This is a genomic window from Salinarimonas ramus (assembly GCF_014645695.1).
GTDB classification, from domain to species: Bacteria; Pseudomonadota; Alphaproteobacteria; order Rhizobiales; family Beijerinckiaceae; genus Salinarimonas; species Salinarimonas ramus.
Genome location: NZ_BMMF01000001.1, coordinates 270,530 through 285,333, shown reverse-complemented (window position 1 = coordinate 285,333; position 14,804 = coordinate 270,530). Strand labels below are relative to the sequence as shown.

Annotated in this window: 17 protein-coding genes; 9 read left to right on the top strand and 8 right to left on the bottom strand. The window is 71.1% G+C overall.

Annotated elements, in window-relative coordinates; translation table 11 throughout:
* Window positions 1–196: 196 nt before the first annotated feature.
* The gene (locus IEX89_RS01380; protein ID WP_188908700.1) at window positions 197–973 is read left to right on the top strand and encodes an SDR family NAD(P)-dependent oxidoreductase; all 777 of its coding nucleotides are present in this window, start codon (window positions 197–199) and stop codon (window positions 971–973) included.
* On the opposite strand, the gene IEX89_RS01375 is transcribed toward IEX89_RS01380, so the two are convergent.
* Both IEX89_RS01375 and IEX89_RS01370 read right to left on the bottom strand, forming a co-directional pair.
* The gene (locus IEX89_RS01375) at window positions 939–1,523 is read right to left on the bottom strand and encodes a flavin reductase family protein (RefSeq protein ID WP_188908698.1); all 585 of its coding nucleotides are present in this window, start codon (window positions 1,521–1,523) and stop codon (window positions 939–941) included. The genes IEX89_RS01380 and IEX89_RS01375 overlap by 35 nt on opposite strands.
* Before the next feature lie 59 nt (window positions 1,524–1,582).
* Complete coding sequence (locus IEX89_RS01370) at window positions 1,583–2,695, bottom strand: LLM class flavin-dependent oxidoreductase (RefSeq protein WP_210317545.1); 1,113 nt, start codon at window positions 2,693–2,695, stop codon at window positions 1,583–1,585.
* Between the two features lie 146 nt (window positions 2,696–2,841).
* Here IEX89_RS01370 and IEX89_RS01365 point away from each other — a divergent pair, with 146 nt between their 5' ends.
* From IEX89_RS01365 to IEX89_RS01330, 8 genes are all read left to right on the top strand, one after another.
* Entirely contained in the window at window positions 2,842–3,366 is a 525-nt protein-coding gene (locus IEX89_RS01365) for a winged helix DNA-binding protein (protein WP_244645047.1), read from the top strand.
* Window positions 3,367–3,440: 74 nt separating this feature from the next.
* Window positions 3,441–4,097, top strand: a complete 657-nt coding sequence (locus IEX89_RS01360) for an MBL fold metallo-hydrolase (protein ID WP_188908694.1) — start codon at window positions 3,441–3,443, stop codon at window positions 4,095–4,097.
* Window positions 4,098–4,119: 22 nt separating this feature from the next.
* Window positions 4,120–5,358, top strand: coding sequence for a threonine ammonia-lyase (locus IEX89_RS01355; RefSeq protein WP_188908692.1), 1,239 nt, complete (start codon window positions 4,120–4,122; stop codon window positions 5,356–5,358).
* 18 nt (window positions 5,359–5,376) lie between these two features.
* Complete coding sequence (locus IEX89_RS01350) at window positions 5,377–5,868, top strand: RDD family protein (RefSeq protein ID WP_188908690.1); 492 nt, start codon at window positions 5,377–5,379, stop codon at window positions 5,866–5,868.
* A 129-nt stretch (window positions 5,869–5,997) separates the two neighbouring features.
* Complete coding sequence (locus IEX89_RS01345) at window positions 5,998–6,747, top strand: arginyltransferase (protein WP_188908688.1); 750 nt, start codon at window positions 5,998–6,000, stop codon at window positions 6,745–6,747.
* A gap of 191 nt (window positions 6,748–6,938) precedes the next feature.
* Window positions 6,939–7,643 carry a type 1 glutamine amidotransferase domain-containing protein gene (locus tag IEX89_RS01340; RefSeq protein ID WP_188908687.1) on the top strand — a complete coding sequence of 235 codons (705 nt, stop codon included), beginning with the start codon at window positions 6,939–6,941 and terminating at the stop codon, window positions 7,641–7,643.
* A gap of 175 nt (window positions 7,644–7,818) precedes the next feature.
* A complete protein-coding gene (gene flgK, locus IEX89_RS01335) occupies window positions 7,819–9,492 on the top strand; it encodes a flagellar hook-associated protein FlgK (protein WP_188908685.1) in 1,674 nt (557 codons plus the stop codon).
* A gap of 12 nt (window positions 9,493–9,504) precedes the next feature.
* Window positions 9,505–10,557 carry a flagellin family protein gene (locus IEX89_RS01330; protein WP_188908683.1) on the top strand — a complete coding sequence of 351 codons (1,053 nt, stop codon included), beginning with the start codon at window positions 9,505–9,507 and terminating at the stop codon, window positions 10,555–10,557.
* 22 nt (window positions 10,558–10,579) lie between these two features.
* Here IEX89_RS01330 and IEX89_RS01325 read toward each other — a convergent pair whose 3' ends face one another.
* The 6 genes from IEX89_RS01325 to IEX89_RS01300 all read right to left on the bottom strand — a co-directional run bounded on the left by IEX89_RS01325 (window position 10,580) and on the right by IEX89_RS01300 (window position 14,674).
* Window positions 10,580–11,161 (bottom strand): HupE/UreJ family protein, encoded by a 582-nt coding sequence (locus IEX89_RS01325; protein ID WP_308423800.1) that lies wholly within the window; start codon window positions 11,159–11,161, stop codon window positions 10,580–10,582.
* Window positions 11,162–11,223: 62 nt separating this feature from the next.
* Window positions 11,224–11,862, bottom strand: a complete 639-nt coding sequence (ureG, locus tag IEX89_RS01320; RefSeq protein WP_188908681.1) for an urease accessory protein UreG — start codon at window positions 11,860–11,862, stop codon at window positions 11,224–11,226.
* A gap of 14 nt (window positions 11,863–11,876) precedes the next feature.
* Window positions 11,877–12,548, bottom strand: a complete 672-nt coding sequence (locus IEX89_RS01315; RefSeq protein ID WP_188908680.1) for an urease accessory protein UreF — start codon at window positions 12,546–12,548, stop codon at window positions 11,877–11,879.
* 18 nt (window positions 12,549–12,566) lie between these two features.
* Window positions 12,567–13,148 (bottom strand): urease accessory protein UreE, encoded by a 582-nt coding sequence (locus tag IEX89_RS01310; RefSeq protein ID WP_188908678.1) that lies wholly within the window; start codon window positions 13,146–13,148, stop codon window positions 12,567–12,569.
* A 112-nt stretch (window positions 13,149–13,260) separates the two neighbouring features.
* Entirely contained in the window at window positions 13,261–14,169 is a 909-nt protein-coding gene (locus tag IEX89_RS01305; RefSeq protein ID WP_188908676.1) for a coiled-coil domain-containing protein, read from the bottom strand.
* 94 nt (window positions 14,170–14,263) lie between these two features.
* Window positions 14,264–14,674 carry a c-type cytochrome gene (locus IEX89_RS01300; protein WP_188908674.1) on the bottom strand — a complete coding sequence of 137 codons (411 nt, stop codon included), beginning with the start codon at window positions 14,672–14,674 and terminating at the stop codon, window positions 14,264–14,266.
* Window positions 14,675–14,804 lie beyond the last annotated feature (130 nt).

Sequence of the window (14,804 nt, the reverse complement as noted above, 5' to 3'; positions counted from 1 at the left end):
GTGCGAACGGCCGGGATCGCATTTGTTCGGGGGGTCTATAGACCGAGTTCCCGCGGGAGGGAAGGGCGTGGACGGCACCCGTCCAGCGGCTCTTTCGCCGGCGAAGCGGAACCGCTCCATCACGCGTCGCATTGGCAGGCGCGCCGCCAGGGTCTAGCTTTCCCGCAGCGCCGCGAATTCATGGAGAGACGAGCCGATGCCGAACACGCGCTGGACCATCGTCACGGGAGCTTCGAGCGGGATCGGGGCGGAGATCGCCCGTCAATTCTCGAAGATCGGGCACAATCTCGTCCTCGTGGCACGCCGGCGCGAGAAGCTGGAGGCGCTCGCGCGCGAGCTGACGAGCGCCGATCGCGGCTTCGTCGAGGTGATCGAGCTCGATCTCGGCCGCGCCGACGCCCCCGAGGCGCTCCACCGCGCCGTCGCCGACAAGGGAATCGTCGTCCACACGCTGGTCAACAATGCGGGCTTCGGCCTGCGGGGCGACTTCGTCGATCTGGGGCTCGACGAGCAGGTGGCGATGATCGAGCTCAACGTCACGAACCTCACCCGCCTCTCGCGCCTGTTCCTGCCCGACATGATCGGCCGCGGGCAGGGCGGCATCCTCAACGTCGCCTCGCTGGCCGCCTTCCAGGCGGGGCCGCACATGGCGGTGTACTACGCCACGAAGGCCTACGTGCTCTCGCTGTCGGAGGCGCTGCACGAGGAGGCCAAGCCCTTCGGCGTGACCGTCACGGCTTTGTGCCCCGGCGCCACCGAGAGCGAGTTCGGCGCGCGCGCCGGCATGGAGGGCTCGCGCCTGTTCCGCAGCGGGCGCATGGACGCGACCAAGGTCGCCAAGGCGGGCGTCGAGGCCTACCGCGCCGGCCACGCCGTCTCGACGCCCGGCGCGCAGAACAAGCTCGTCAAGGAGCTCAACCGCCTCCTGCCCCGCGCGATCATGCGCCGCGCGGCGGGGGCGATGCAGGCGTGAGCGGCACCGCTCCCGCATAGGCGCCGTCGCGGTGCAGGAGGCTTTCGCCACCTGCGACCGCGATGGCGAGCACGCGCCCCACGACGATCGCGTGCGTGCGCCAGGGGATCATCGAATCGACCACGCAATCGAGCGCGAAGGTCGCGTCCTTGAGAACGGGCGCGCCCGAGGACAGCGCCTCCCATGCGCCCTGCGTGAAGCGCTCCGCGCCCTTCGACCCGTCCCGCCCGGCGAATCGATCCGCCAGCCACGCGTGGTGCGGGGCGAGGCCGCTGATGCCGAAACGGCGGGTCTGCGCCATGACGGGATGGATGGACGCGCTCGTCGCCACGCACAGCGTCACCGCGGGCGGGGAGACGCTCAGCGACGAGAGCGAGGTGCAGGTCATGCCGGTGAGCGCCTCGCCGGTGCCGGCGGTGACGATGACCACCTGCGAACCGTGAAGGCGCATGGCGCGCTTGAAGTCGTGCGCCGAGGCCGGATCGTCGTGGGGGGAGGTGCGCCTGTCCTCGACGTGCGCGGCGGGCTTTGCGGGGGATGGCGAATGCATCGTTGATCTCCGTCGTCGGGCGGGCCCGGACGGCGCGCGGCCGCCCGGGATCGCCTCCCTCAGCGCAGGCCGCGCTCGGCGAGGATCGGCAGGACCGTGTCGCGGAAGTAGGGGAATTCGGCCACGTAGTCGACGAAGGAGAGCGTCGTCCCGCGAAAGCCCGCCTCCGCCAGCGACGTGATCCCGTCCGCCACCTGCTGCGGCGTCCCGATCAGGGGAAATCCGCCGTGACCCATGGCGAAGCGGTCGCGGATGAGCGCGAGGAGATCGTGCGGGAAGGAATGCGCGTGCGCGAACTGGAGCCGCACGAGGTTGTCCACCGCCTCCCAATCCGCGTTGTCGCGCGCCGTGTATTGCAGATAGGCGAGCGCCTCCTCCTCGGTGGGCCGGCAGATGACGTGGGAGAAGGTGAGCACGCCCACCTCGCGCCCGTGCGTCGCCGCCTGCCCTTTTAGCTCGGCGATCTCGTCCTTGGAGCGGGCGAGGTCGATGGCGGGCGTGAACAGGAAGTTGGCGTTGCGCGTGGCGAACTCGCGGCCCTGCGGCGAGCCTGCGGCGTTGAGGATCGGCGGCGTGCCGGAGACCGGGCGCGGGTCGCCGCGCACGTGCTTGAGCTTGAAGTAGCGCCCCTCCCAGTCGAAATACTCGGTCTCGCGCCAGAGCTTGCGCACGACGTCGAACCATTCCTGCGCGTAGCCGTAGCGTGTCTCGTGGTCGTCCGGCAGCGTCAGGCCGAGCGCCTCGTATTCCGGCTTGTTCCAGCCGGCCACGATGTTGAGGCCGGCGCGGCCCTGGCCGATCTGGTCGATGGTGGCGATCTGCTTGGCGACGACGACGGGATTGTTCGCCGCGGTGTGAATCGTCGCGAAGACGGCGATGTCCTTGGTGTGGGCGAGGAGACCCGCCGCCCAGGTCATCGTCTCCAGCACCGAGCCGTGGAAGTCCGTCTCGCCGCCGTAGCCGATCCAGCGGGCGATGGGCAGCATGAAGTCGATGCCCGCCTCGTCGAGCAGCTTGGCGAGGCGCACGTTGTTCTCGAACGAGTTGACCCAGCGCTCGGGCACCTTCGTGACCGACATGCCGGAGGAGCAGTTCGAGGAGAAGGTCCCCAGAAGGAACCGCTTCTCGGCGAACATGGGATTGCGCGTCTGCGGATTGTGGCTGGTAGGCATGTGTTCCCCTCGGTTTTCCGATGGATTTTAGAATAGAAAGTCTATTTGAAATTCGATTTTGAAACAAGCTGTCGCGGCGGCTATCGTCGCGGCCTGTCGAGACGGGGGAGCGGATGGCGCGGGAGAGGCGGAGCGGGAGCGAGGACGTGGAGGCGCTCGATCGGCGCTGGCACCTGGCGCGCACGCGCGAGGAGGTGTCCTTCACCGAGCTCGAGTTCGCGATCATGCGCACGTTCGAATCGTTCGGGCGCTGGCAGTCCGAATGCCTCGCGGGCGCCATCGATCTCGCCGCGAGCGGGCCGGAGAACGCGCTCCTGCACATGATCCGCATGAACGACCGGCCGAAATCGGTGAAGGAGCTCGCCCGCCTCGCCAATCGCGACGACGTGCCCAACATCCAATACAGCCTGCGCAAGCTCATCGGCGCGGGCCTCGTGGCGCGCTCCGGCTCGGGGCGCACCGGCGTCGTCTACGCCGTGACGGACCGCGGGCGCGAGGTGACGGACGCCTATGCCCGCATCCGTCGCGCGCTCCTCGTCTCGGCGGTGGAGAGCGTGCCGGGCTTCTCCGAGCGCATGGCGGAGGCCACCCGCACGCTCAACCTCCTCGCCGGCATCTACGAGGAGGTCGCCCGCGTCGCCGCCACGCATCGCCGCCCGCCGGAGGAGTAGGGGGGCAGCCCCGGGGTGGTCACCGGTCGACGGGCGTGCGACAAATCTGGCTTTCCAGCTCGCGGGAGACCCCGATGGCCGAACAGGAACCGAGGCTCGGCGCGATCATCGTGCCGGTGACGCCGTTCCAGCAGAATTGCTCCGTGCTCTTCGCGCGCGACACGATGCGCGGCGTCGTCGTCGATCCCGGGGGCGACGTGCCGAACATTCTCGAGGCGATCCGCCAGACCGGGGCGACGATCGAGGCGATCCTGCTCACCCACGGCCATGTCGACCACGTCTGCGGCGTCGAGGAGCTGCGCGACGCGCTGAACGTGCCGGTGATCGGCCCGCATCCGGCGGATGCGATGTTCATGGGCGAGCAGCTCACGGGCACCGCTCAGGCCTACGGCCTGCCGCCGGCGCGCCCGGTGACGGTGGACCGCTGGCTCGACGAGGGTGACACGGTCGAGGTCGGCGGCATCGTCTTCGACGTGCTCCACACCCCCGGCCATTCGCCGGGCAGCGTCACCTACGTCTCCAAAGCCGATCGCTTCGCGCTCGTGGGCGACGTGGTCTTCGCGGGCTCGGTGGGCCGTAGCGACCTGCCGGGCGGGGACCACGACCAGCTCATCGAGACGATCCGCACGAAGCTCCTGCCGCTGGGCGACGACATCGCGTTCCTGTGCGGCCACGGACCGATGTCGACGCTCGGCCAGGAGCGGCAGACGAACCCGTTCCTCGTCGGCTGACGAGTGCAAAGGCGCATCCCGCATGACCTACGCGGTCTCCATCGACGACGTGCGGCGGGCGGCCGAGACCATCGCGCCCCACGTCCTGCGCACGCCTCTCGTCGCCGCCCCGCGGCTGTCCGAGCGTCTCGGCGCGCGGCTGTGGCTGAAGCTCGAGACGATGCAGCCCACGGGCGCCTTCAAGGAGCGCGGGGCGGCCAACCGCCTCGCGGCGCTCGACGCGCACGAGCGCGCCCGCGGCGTCGTCGCCATGTCGGCCGGCAACCACGCGCAGGCGGTGGCCTACCACGCGGCCCGGCTCGGCGTGCCGGCGACGATCGTGATGCCCGAGGGCACGCCGCTCGTGAAGGTGGAGAACACCCGCTCGCACGGCGCACGCGTCGTCCTCTCCGGCGAGACCGTCGCGGAGGCCGAGACGGAGGCGCGGCGGCTCGCCGAGGCGGAGGCGCTCGTCTTCGTCCACCCCTACGACGACGCGCGCGTCATCGCGGGGCAGGGGACGATCGCCCTCGAGATGCTGGAGGACGCGCCCGGCCTCGAGATGCTCGTCGTGCCCATCGGCGGCGGCGGGCTCGCGGCCGGCATGGCCGTGGCCGCGAAGGCGATCGCGCCCGCGATCCGCATCGTCGGCGTCGAGACGCGGCTCTACCCCTCCTTCCGCAACGCGATTCACGGCGAGACGCTGCCCGTCGGCGGCGCGACGCTCGCCGAGGGTATCGCCGTCAAGCGCCCCGGCGGGCTGACGCTGCCCATCGTGCGCGACCTCGTCGACGAGATCGTGCTGGTCGACGAGCCGGAGATCGAGCGTGCGGTGAACCTGTGCGCCACCTCGCAGCGGATCATGGCCGAGGGCGCGGGCGCCGCCGGCATCGCCGCCATGCTGGCGCGCCCTGAGCTCTTCCACGGACGCGCGGCGGGGGTCGTCGTGTGCGGCGGCAACATTGATCCGCGCATCCTCGCCTCCGTCATGGTGCGCGAGCTCGAGCGCGAGGAACGCATCGTCTCCTTCCGCATCTGGTCGAACGACCGGCCGGGCCTGCTCGGGCGCATCGCAACGCGATTGGGGGCTCTGGGCGCCAACATCCTGGAAGTTTCGCACGGTCGTCTCTATCTCGATGTTCCCGCCAAGGGCGTGACGGTGGACGTCACGATCGAGACGCGGGGCGCGGCGCACACCTCCGAGGTGCTCGCCACGCTGGCGCGGGAGGGCTACGCCCCGACGCGCATCGACCCCCGAGGCCTCTCGAACCTCGGACCCTGAGAGAGCGACGCGACCGACATGAGCACGACCGAGCGCAATCCCGACCTCCCGGCCCCGCGGCCGAGCTACGAGATCCGCATCGCGACGGACGGCGTGCTTTCGCGCCGCCTCTTCGCCTTCTGTCTCGACATGATCGTCATCGGCGCGCTCGTCATCCTGTTCTCGCTGGCGATCCTGGTGCTCGGCGTTCTGACGCTGGGCCTCGCCTGGCTGCTGTTCGCGATCCTGGTGCCGGCAGTGGGCCTCCTCTATTCGGCGATGACGGTGGGTGGGCCGAACCAGGCGACCATCGGCATGCGGATGATGGGGCTTCGCGTCGCGCGCGTGCAGTCGAGCGGCCGCGTCGACGGCATCACGGCCGCCGTGCACGCGCTGCTGTTCTGGGTCGCGACCTCGACGTTCTTCCTGTGGCTCCTCGACGTCGTCGTCGGCGTCGCCCGCGACGACCGCCGGATGGGCCACGATCTCCTCGTCGACATCATCGTCACCCGCGCCGACGCGACCACCTGACGCGCGCCTATCGTCCCGAAATTGCAGCGTCGGGCGTGCATCGCGCACGCAAAAGCGCTTGTTGGCGCGTCCGGGAATGGTATCGTCAGTCAAAGCCGTTCGGACGCGCTTCGCCGAGGTCAGACCCGCGTGACGAGCCATTCCCGCGAAACGCCGCAATTCTTCCTGACGGCACCCTCGCCCTGCCCCTACCTTCCCGGTCAGGAGGAGCGCAAGGTGTTCACGCACCTCGTGGGGCGGCGTGCGGGCGAGCTCAACGACATCCTCACCCATGGCGGCTTTCGCCGCTCGCAGACGATCGCGTACCGGCCCGCCTGCGAGACCTGCCGGGCCTGCGTGTCCGTGCGCGTGCCGGTGGCGGAGTTCGAGCCCTCGCGCAACCTGCGCCGCATCGGCAAGGCCAATGCCGACCTCGTCGGCGCCACCATGCCGAACCAGGCGACGAGTGATCAATATTCCCTCTTCCGCCGCTATCTCGACAGCCGCCATTCCGACGGCGGCATGGTGGACATGACCGTGCTCGACTACGCGATGATGGTGGAGGACAGCCACATCGAGACGAAGGTCGTCGAGTATCGCCGCCGCGGCCCGGACACGTTCATCAACGGGCGCGGGGAGGGGCCGATCGTCGCCGTGTGCCTGACGGACGTCCTCGCCGACGGGCTGTCCATGGTCTACTCGTTCTACGATCCCGAGCTCGCCTCGCGCTCGCTCGGCACCTTCGTCATCCTCGACCACATCGCCCGCGCCCGCGCCATGGGTCTGCCGTACGTCTATCTCGGCTATTGGGTGCGCGGCTCGCGCAAGATGGCCTACAAGGCCCGCTTCATGCCTCAGGAACGCCTCCTCTCGCAGGGCTGGACCCGCGTGGAGGAGTGACGGCGCGCCTCGGCTCCAGCCGGCACGCCTGGCCTTCGCCCCCCTCTCCGGATCTCTCGCCGCCGACGCTCGCGCGACCGTGACCGCAACGCCCCGCGATGCGGTCGACCTTTCCGCGGCCGCGCGCGTTCCCGTGTCTTCCGATCACCCGAGAACGCGCGGACGTGCGTCCGCAAAGGAGATATTCCCCCATGGCTCGCATCCTCATCGTGCTGACGTCCCACCACACGCTCGGCGACACGGGCAAGGCGACGGGCTACTATTACGAGGAGCTCGCCGCGCCCTACTACGCCTTCGTCGACGCCGGCCACACCGTGGAGATCGCCTCGATCGCCGGCGGCGCGCCGAAGGCGGATCCCGCGAGCCTCGATGCCGACGAGGCCAAGCGCCCCTCCGACGTGCGCCGCCTCCTCGCCGACGAGGCCGCGATGGATGCGCTCTCCCGAACCATCGCGATCGCCGACGTGGATCCGTCGGGCTACGACGCCGTCTTCCTGCCGGGCGGCCACGGCACGATGTGGGACTTTCCCGACAACGCGGCCTTGGCTCGTGCGGTCTCGACGATTCACGCCGCCGGCGGAATCGTCGGCTCGGTGTGCCACGGACCCGCCGGGTTCGTCGGCGCGACGCGGCCCGACGGGCGCCCGCTCGTCGAGGGCGTGCGCATCAACGGCTTCACCGACGAGGAGGAGGCGAAGGTCGGGCTCGTGGACACGGTGCCCTTCCTGCTGGAGAGCCGCCTCGTCGCGCTCGGCGCCCGCTTCGAGAAGGGCGGACCCTTCACGTCCTATGCGGTGCGCGACGGGCGCATCGTCACGGGCCAGAACCCGATGTCGAGCGAGCGCGCCGCGGCGCTGATGCTCGAGGCCCTGGCGGAGGTCCGCGCCGCCGCCTGACGTCCGGCGAGCACCTCGTCCGGCAGATTCTTCCCGCGACCGGGCAGAATCTGCCGGATGCGCAAGCCTCTCGGCGATCGCTGCAAAGCAAAAATAACACTTTTCCCGTGGCATCGTCCTTGCTGGCAGAAAGCCACCCGGGTCTCGCCCCCCGGGTCGAGAGCGAGGTCGGGCCATGACATTGATGTCCGCTTTGAGCAGTGCCGTGTCGGGCCTCCGGTCGACGCAGGCCGGCATCGCGCTCGTCTCTCAGAACGTCGCCAACGCCGACAGCGCCGGCTACACCAAGCGGCGCCTCCAGCCCGTCGAGCAGGTCGCCGGCGATCGTTCCGCCGGCGTTCGCACGGGCGAGATCCAGCGGGTGCTCGACCGCGTTCTCCAGCGCAGCCTCTGGCAGGAGACCTCGGGCGCCGGATACACGGGCCTTCGCGCGACCATGTCGGGCGCGCTCGAGCGGCTCTACGGCCCGCCGGGCTCCGCCAGCGCCCTCGACACGCTGACGAACGCGCTCTCGGGCGCGGTCGATCGCCTCGTCGACGACCCCGCCAACCCCACCACGCGCTCCGGCGTCATCGAGGCCGGCGGCACGCTCGCCGCGCGCATCGGCAACATCGCGAACGGCGTCCAGGCGCTGCGCACGGAGGCGGAGGGGCGCATCGCGACCATGGTCGACGAGGCGAACGCGCTCCTCGGCGGCATCGAGCGCGTGAACCGCACCATCGTCGAGGGCGGGTCGACGGCGCCGCTCGCGGACGAGCGCGACCGGCTCGTCGGCGAGCTCTCCCGGCTCATGGACATTCGCGTCCAGCCGGCGGCGGACGGCAGCGTCACGGTCTCCACCGGAGCCGGCCAGGCGCTGTTCGACGGCGTACGGGCGCTGGAGCTGCGCTTCGACGCGCGCTCGACCCTCACGCCCGCCATGCGCGCCGATACGAGCCCGCCTTCGGTTGGCGTGCTGTCGATCATGTCGCCGGGCGGCACGCCCACCGATCTCCTCGCCGCGGGCGGGCTGCGCTCGGGCGCTCTCGCCGCCGCGTTCGAGATGCGCGACGAGACGCTGGTCCAGGCGCAGCGCCAGCTCGACGAGCTGGCGGCGGGCCTTTCCCGCGCCTTCTCGGATACGGGGCTCACCGTCACGCAGACGGGCGGCACGACCTTCGACCTCTCCGCCTTCACCGAGCCGCTCACGGTAGACCTGACGGTGAACGGTCGCTTCCAGCGCTTCAGCGGCACGCAGGCCGAGCTCGATACGGCGCTCGGCGCCATCGGCGGCGGCTTCGCCGGTAGCACGGTGACGGTGCCGGCCGGCGGCCTCGTCGTCTCGGCGTCGAGCACCAACGCCGACCCGACGCTCGCCGGCACCGGCCCCTTCGCCTTCTTCACGGATGCGGGGAACGCTCCCTTCACCGGCGTCGGCACGCCCGACCCGATCACCGGCTTCGCGCAGCGCATCCAGGTGAACGGGACGGTGCGCAACGACCCGAGCCTCCTCGTCAACGGCCTCGCCGGCGATGCCACGCGCCCCGCCGCCATGCGCGACGGCCTCGCCCGCGCGCAGACCATCGCCTCCGACGCCGGGCTCTCCGGCGCCTCGCCCTTCCGCGCGGACCTCTCCTCGGCGGTGCGCCGGACCATCGAGGTCCAGGGCGCCGCCGCCGCGAGCGCGTCCCGCCTCGACGAGGGCCAGCGCGTCGCGCTCGCCGCCGTGGAGGGTCGCTTCGCGAACGTCTCGGGCGTCAACGTCGACGAGGAGATGGCCCAGCTCGTGCAGCTGCAGACCGCCTACGGGGCGAACGCCCGGGTGATGTCGGCGGTGCGCGAGATGATGGACGTTCTGATGCGGATCTGAGGGGACTGAGAGATGAGCACGATCACCCCGTTCGCCGCCGGCTCGTTCAACTCCCGCGAGACCGCGCGGATGTTCGTCGAGATGCGCAAGTCCGCCGAGACGCTCGAGCGGCAGATGGCCACCGGCAAGCGATCCGACACCTATTCCGGCCTCGGCTTCGAGCGGCGCGCCTCGCTCGACCTGCGCGCGCGGCTCTCCGCCTACGAGAGCTACGGCGATACGATCACGAGCGCGGACCTGCGGCTCAAGGTGATGATGAGCTCAGTCGAGGGGCTGGAGAAGATCGCCTCGAAGACGCGCTCCGCCGCCATGGAGCCGCTCTCGGGCATCGTCGACGCCACCGGCACGCCGCAGGAGGCCGCGCTCGCGCGCAACAACCTCGCCTTCGCGGTCGAGATCCTGAACTCCGACGTGAACGGCCGCTACGTCTTCGCCGGGCGCGCCAGCGACACGCGGCCGATGGAGGCCTATCAGGAGATATTCACGGACCTGCGCGCGGCCGTCGCGGCGATCGTGCCCGATCCCACCGATCCGGATGCCATCATCACGGCGGTGACGAACTATTTCGACGGCGCGAACTGGCGCCCGGCGGGCTCCGAATCGACGCCCGCCCTCGGCACGCCGGCGGCGGAGACGGCGGATGCGCGTGCGAGCGTGACGGCCCGCGTGGACGAGGGACAGAGCGTCGCCATCGGTGCGCGCGTCGACGAGCCGGGCTTCCGCAATCTCCTGATCTCGCTCGGCGCGCTCGCCGCCGCCGACGAGACGCAGATGACGCAGGAGGATTACGCCGCGCTCTCCGCGCGCGTGGCGGACCTGCTGTCGCCGAGCCACCCGCAGCCGCGCGACATCGCCATGGATCTCGGGCGCGCCCAGGCCAGCATCGCCGCCGTGAAGGAGCGCCAGGAGGCGAGCTCCTCGCTCCTGCGCGAGGCGCTCGACGACGTCGAGCTGGTGTCGACCGAGGAGGCGGCCGTCTCCCTCCTGAACCTGCAGACACGCCTGCAGGCGAGCTTCCAGACGACCGCGATCCTCTCGCGCCTGTCGCTGGTGAACTACCTCTGAGGCGCGTGGCGGTCGGGGCTGCTCACCCCATCATCAGCACGAGACCCGTGGCTGCCACCGCCGCGCCGGCGCCGCGCGTGGCCCAGTGCGGCACGTCCCTGGCGAGAAGCCGCCCGAGCGCCAGCCCGAGCCCGTGCAGCCCGGCCGTCGCCAGGACGAAGCCCGCCACGTACGCGCCCGCGCCGGCGCCGAGGGGAAGCTCCGCACCGTGGGCGTAGCCGTGGGCCAGCGCGAAGGCTCCGCAGGTGACGGCGCCGAGGACGACGGGCGCCGAGAGCCGCAGCGCCACCGCGAGGCCGAGGGCGAGGACGGAGCCCGCGATGGCGAGCTCGACGCCCGGCAGCCAGGGTCCGACCATGCCGTAGAGCGCGGCGGCCGTCATCGCCGCGACGAAGGCGGCGGGCCAGGCCCAGAGCGCCCGTCCGCCGACGAGGCCCGCCCACAGCCCCACCGCCACAATCGCCAGGAGATGGTCGAGGCCCGTCAGCGGATGGGTCAGCCCGGCGGCGAAGCCGTCCGTCGGATGGTGGCCCACATGGGCCAGTGCCGGGCTCGCAGCCATGACGAGCAGCGCTGCCGCGCCCAATGCCGAAAACTTCATCATCGCCCCCTCGTCTCGTTCGTCACTCGATCCGCGTATCGACGCGGCTCGCAAGAAGCGCGCCCTCAGGCGGCCTTCGCCGCCAGCCCGCCCGCCTCCTCGATGAAGCGTGCGATGGCGTCCACGCCCTCGCCGGTGCGCATGTTGGCGAAGACGAAGGGACGCTTGCCGCGCATGCGGGCGGAATCCTCCTCCATCACCGCGAGGCTCGCGCCCACGTGGGGGGCGAGGTCGATCTTGTTGATGACGAGGAGGTCCGAGCGGGTGATGCCCGGCCCGCCCTTGCGCGGGATCTTCTCGCCGCCCGACACGTCGATGACGTAGACGGTGATGTCCGCGAGCTCGGGGGAGAAGGTGGCGGCGAGATTGTCGCCGCCCGATTCGAGCAGGATCAGGTCGAGCGTGGGGAAGCGCTTCGTCATCGCGTCGATGGCGGCGAGGTTGATGGAGCAGTCCTCGCGGATCGCCGTGTGCGGGCAGCCGCCCGTCTCCACGCCCATGATCCGCTCCTCGGGAAGCGCGCCGGCCACCGTGAGGAGGCGCGCGTCCTCCTTGGTGTAGATGTCGTTGGTGATGGCGCACAGGTCGTAACGCCCGGCGAAGCGCTTGCACAGCGCCTCCATCAGCGCCGTCTTGCCGGTGCCGACGGGGCCGCCGATCCCGACGCGGAGCGGACCGTGGGGGGAGGGGGACGTCGGGGCCATCGGGCGTTTTCCTCTCAGGATCGGAACAGGCGTGTGTATTGCGTCTCGTGGAGCAGCGCTCCGAGGTCGGCGCGGAACACCGCCGATCCGAGATCGTCGAGCGTCTCGCCGGCGGCGGCCTCCGCGCGCTCGCGGATCGTAGGCAAGAGCGAGGCCACCACGGCCTGCGCCCGCGTCTGCCCGACGATGCCGAGCCTGACCGCGGCCGAGACGAGGTTTTGCACGAAGCCGAGCCCGAGCGCGTCGAGCGTCTCGTCGAGCGGCAGCCCGTGCCCCGCGGCGACGAGGCCGAAGGCGACGGGAAGCGGCGTGTCCGCCTCGCCGGCGTCCGCGCGATACGCGTCGAGCGCCGGGCAGGGCCAGGAGGCCGCGCACACGGAGAGGAAGGCGTTGCCCTGGGTGATCGTCTCCAGCCGCCGCTCGGCGGAGGGCGAGAGCGCCACGGCGAGCTCGGCCAGCTCCGCGAGCCGCGCCGGCTCCTGCGCGCCGCGCCAGGCCTCGGCGCACAGGATCGCGTCGTTGCGCGGCGCGCCGTGGGCGAGGAGATCGCCGAGCCAGCTCGCGAGACTCTCCGCATCCGTCACGTCCCCCGCCTCCTGCGCCCATTCGAGCCCGTGCGAGTAGGCGAACGCGCCCACGGGGAAGGAGGGGGAGGTCCAGATCAGCAGGGGGAGGGAGAGGGCCATCGGCGTCCGGACCGCCGGTCAGTGGTCGTGATGGTGATCGTGACCGTGGCCGTGGCCGTGGGCATGGCCATGATCGTGCGCGTGATCGTGGCCATGATGATGGTGGTGATGCCCGTGCCCGTGCGAATGCCCGTGCGAGTGACCATGCCCGTGGTCGTGCCCGCAATCGTGGTCGTAGGCGCCGCGCTCGGGGTGGAAGGGGCGCTCGACCTCGCGGGCGAGGCCGCCCTGGCCGCGGACCATCTCGGCCAGCACGTGGTCGCGCTCGATGTAGATCGCCTCCGCCGTGATCTCGGCGGGCGTGTGGCGGTTGCCGATGTGCCAGGCGAGGCGCACGAGGCGCAGCGGGTTCTCGGCGGTGATCTCGAGGAGCGGCTGCGCCGCCGCCTTCACCCGCACGAGGGAGCCGTCCTCGAGCTTCACGGCGTCGCCGTCGGCGAGCGCGATCGCCTTGTCGAGATCGAGGAGGAAGGCGAGGCCGTCATCGCCCGTGAGCGCGATGCGCCGGCGGTTGCGGCCTTCGTGGTCGAGGGTGACGGTGTCGACCACCTTCTCCGGCTTCACGGCGGCACGGCGGACGACGGAAATGGCGCGCTGCATGGTCTCTCGCGGCTGTCGGTGGGTGGCGCCCGGGGGGCGCGGTCGAGCCGACGATAGACGAGGCGTGCGCGGGTGAAAAGGAGGCGCGGGCGGCCCGCGCCTCCGATCGGCGTCACTCGGCGGGTTCGCAGGTCCAGCCGTCCGCACCGAAGCGGCAGTCGGGACGCCCGGCACCCGTGGTGCCGTCCGTCGTGCCCTGCGAGAGCGACTGCGTCGTGTTCGTGTCGGGCTGCGACGGCGCCTGGCCCTGCTGCTCGGCCTGCGGCTGCGCCGCGGGCTGCGGCTCGGTGGTGCCGAGCGCCGGCGTGATGCGCTCGCGGGCGGCGTCGACCTGGGCCTCCAGCGCCTGGAGCTGCTCTTCCAGCGCGGCGATCTGCTCGCGCGCCGCGGCCTCGGCCTCGCGGGCGGCCTGGATGCGCGCCTCCGCGTCGGCGGCCGCCTGCGAGCGAGTGGCTGCCTCGTCGGCGAAGCCGGCGAGGTTGTCGCGGACCTCCGCCTCCTGAGCGCGCAGCTCCTCCAGGCGACCTCCGACGTCGGCGACCTCCTGCGACCGGGCCGCGAGGTCGTTCTCGAGCTGGCTCAGCTGGGCACGCGCCGCCTCGATCTCCTCGCGCCAGCCGGTGATCTCCTCCTGGCGGGCGGAATAGGTCTCCTCCTGCGCGGCGATGTCCTCCTCGAGCGCCGCGAGATGCTCCTCGCGGGCGGTGATGTCGGCCTGCAACGCCTCGGCACGCTCGGTGGCGGCGGTCTCCTGCGTCTCGATCTCGGACAGGCGCGTCTCGGCATCGGCGACGCGGACCTCGATCGCCTCGAGGTCGCCGGTCGCGGCCCGCTGCTCCTCGAGCGAGCTCACGGCGACCGTGCGCTCCTCCTCGAGCATGGCGAGGCGGCTCGCGAAATCCTGTTCCGTGGTGTTGGCGGAAACGAGCGCCCAGATCGCGACGACCCACCCGATGGCGGCCACGATGGCGAGCGTGAGGGGTATTGGGCGGGTGAACTCGTTTCGCGTCTCGTCAGCCATCGCGCTCTCCTCGGTGATCGGCGCGACGGCAACGCTCGGCGGCGCGCGGCCGTTCCGCGCGCCGCGACGGGCCCCGTCTCGGGGCCGGGTCGCCTCACTGGGAGGTGTTGTCGGAGGTGTCCTCGTCGAACTGCTCGAGATAGGCGATGAGGTTGGTGATCTGCTCGTCGTCCTTCAGGCCCGGATAGACCATCTTGGTGCCGGGCACCTCGCCGCGCGGGTCCTTGATGTAGGTGCGGAAGGTCTCGTGGGTCCAGGTCACGTCGTAGTCCTGCATGGCCTGGGAATAATTGTAGTCCTCGATGCTCGCGCTCTCGCGGCCGAAGAGGTTGTTGAGCACGGGCCCGACCATGTTGCGGGCGTTCTCGCCCACCTGATGGCAGGCGCGGCACTGGTTGAAGACGCGCTGGCCCGCCTCCGGATCACCCGCCGCATCCTGGGCGAGCGCGAAGCCGGGGGCGGCGAGGGTCGCCGCGAGCGCGGCGGCGAGAGTGCTGATACGCATGGGGTTTCCGTCTCCCTGTCGATCGGTCTTGGTCGCCGGTGCGTGCCTGTGCGCGCTCCCGGAGCCGCTGGACAACGCGCGAGCCCGGGAAAAGCACAGCCGCACGGGGGAGTTTTATGGAGCGGTTCGA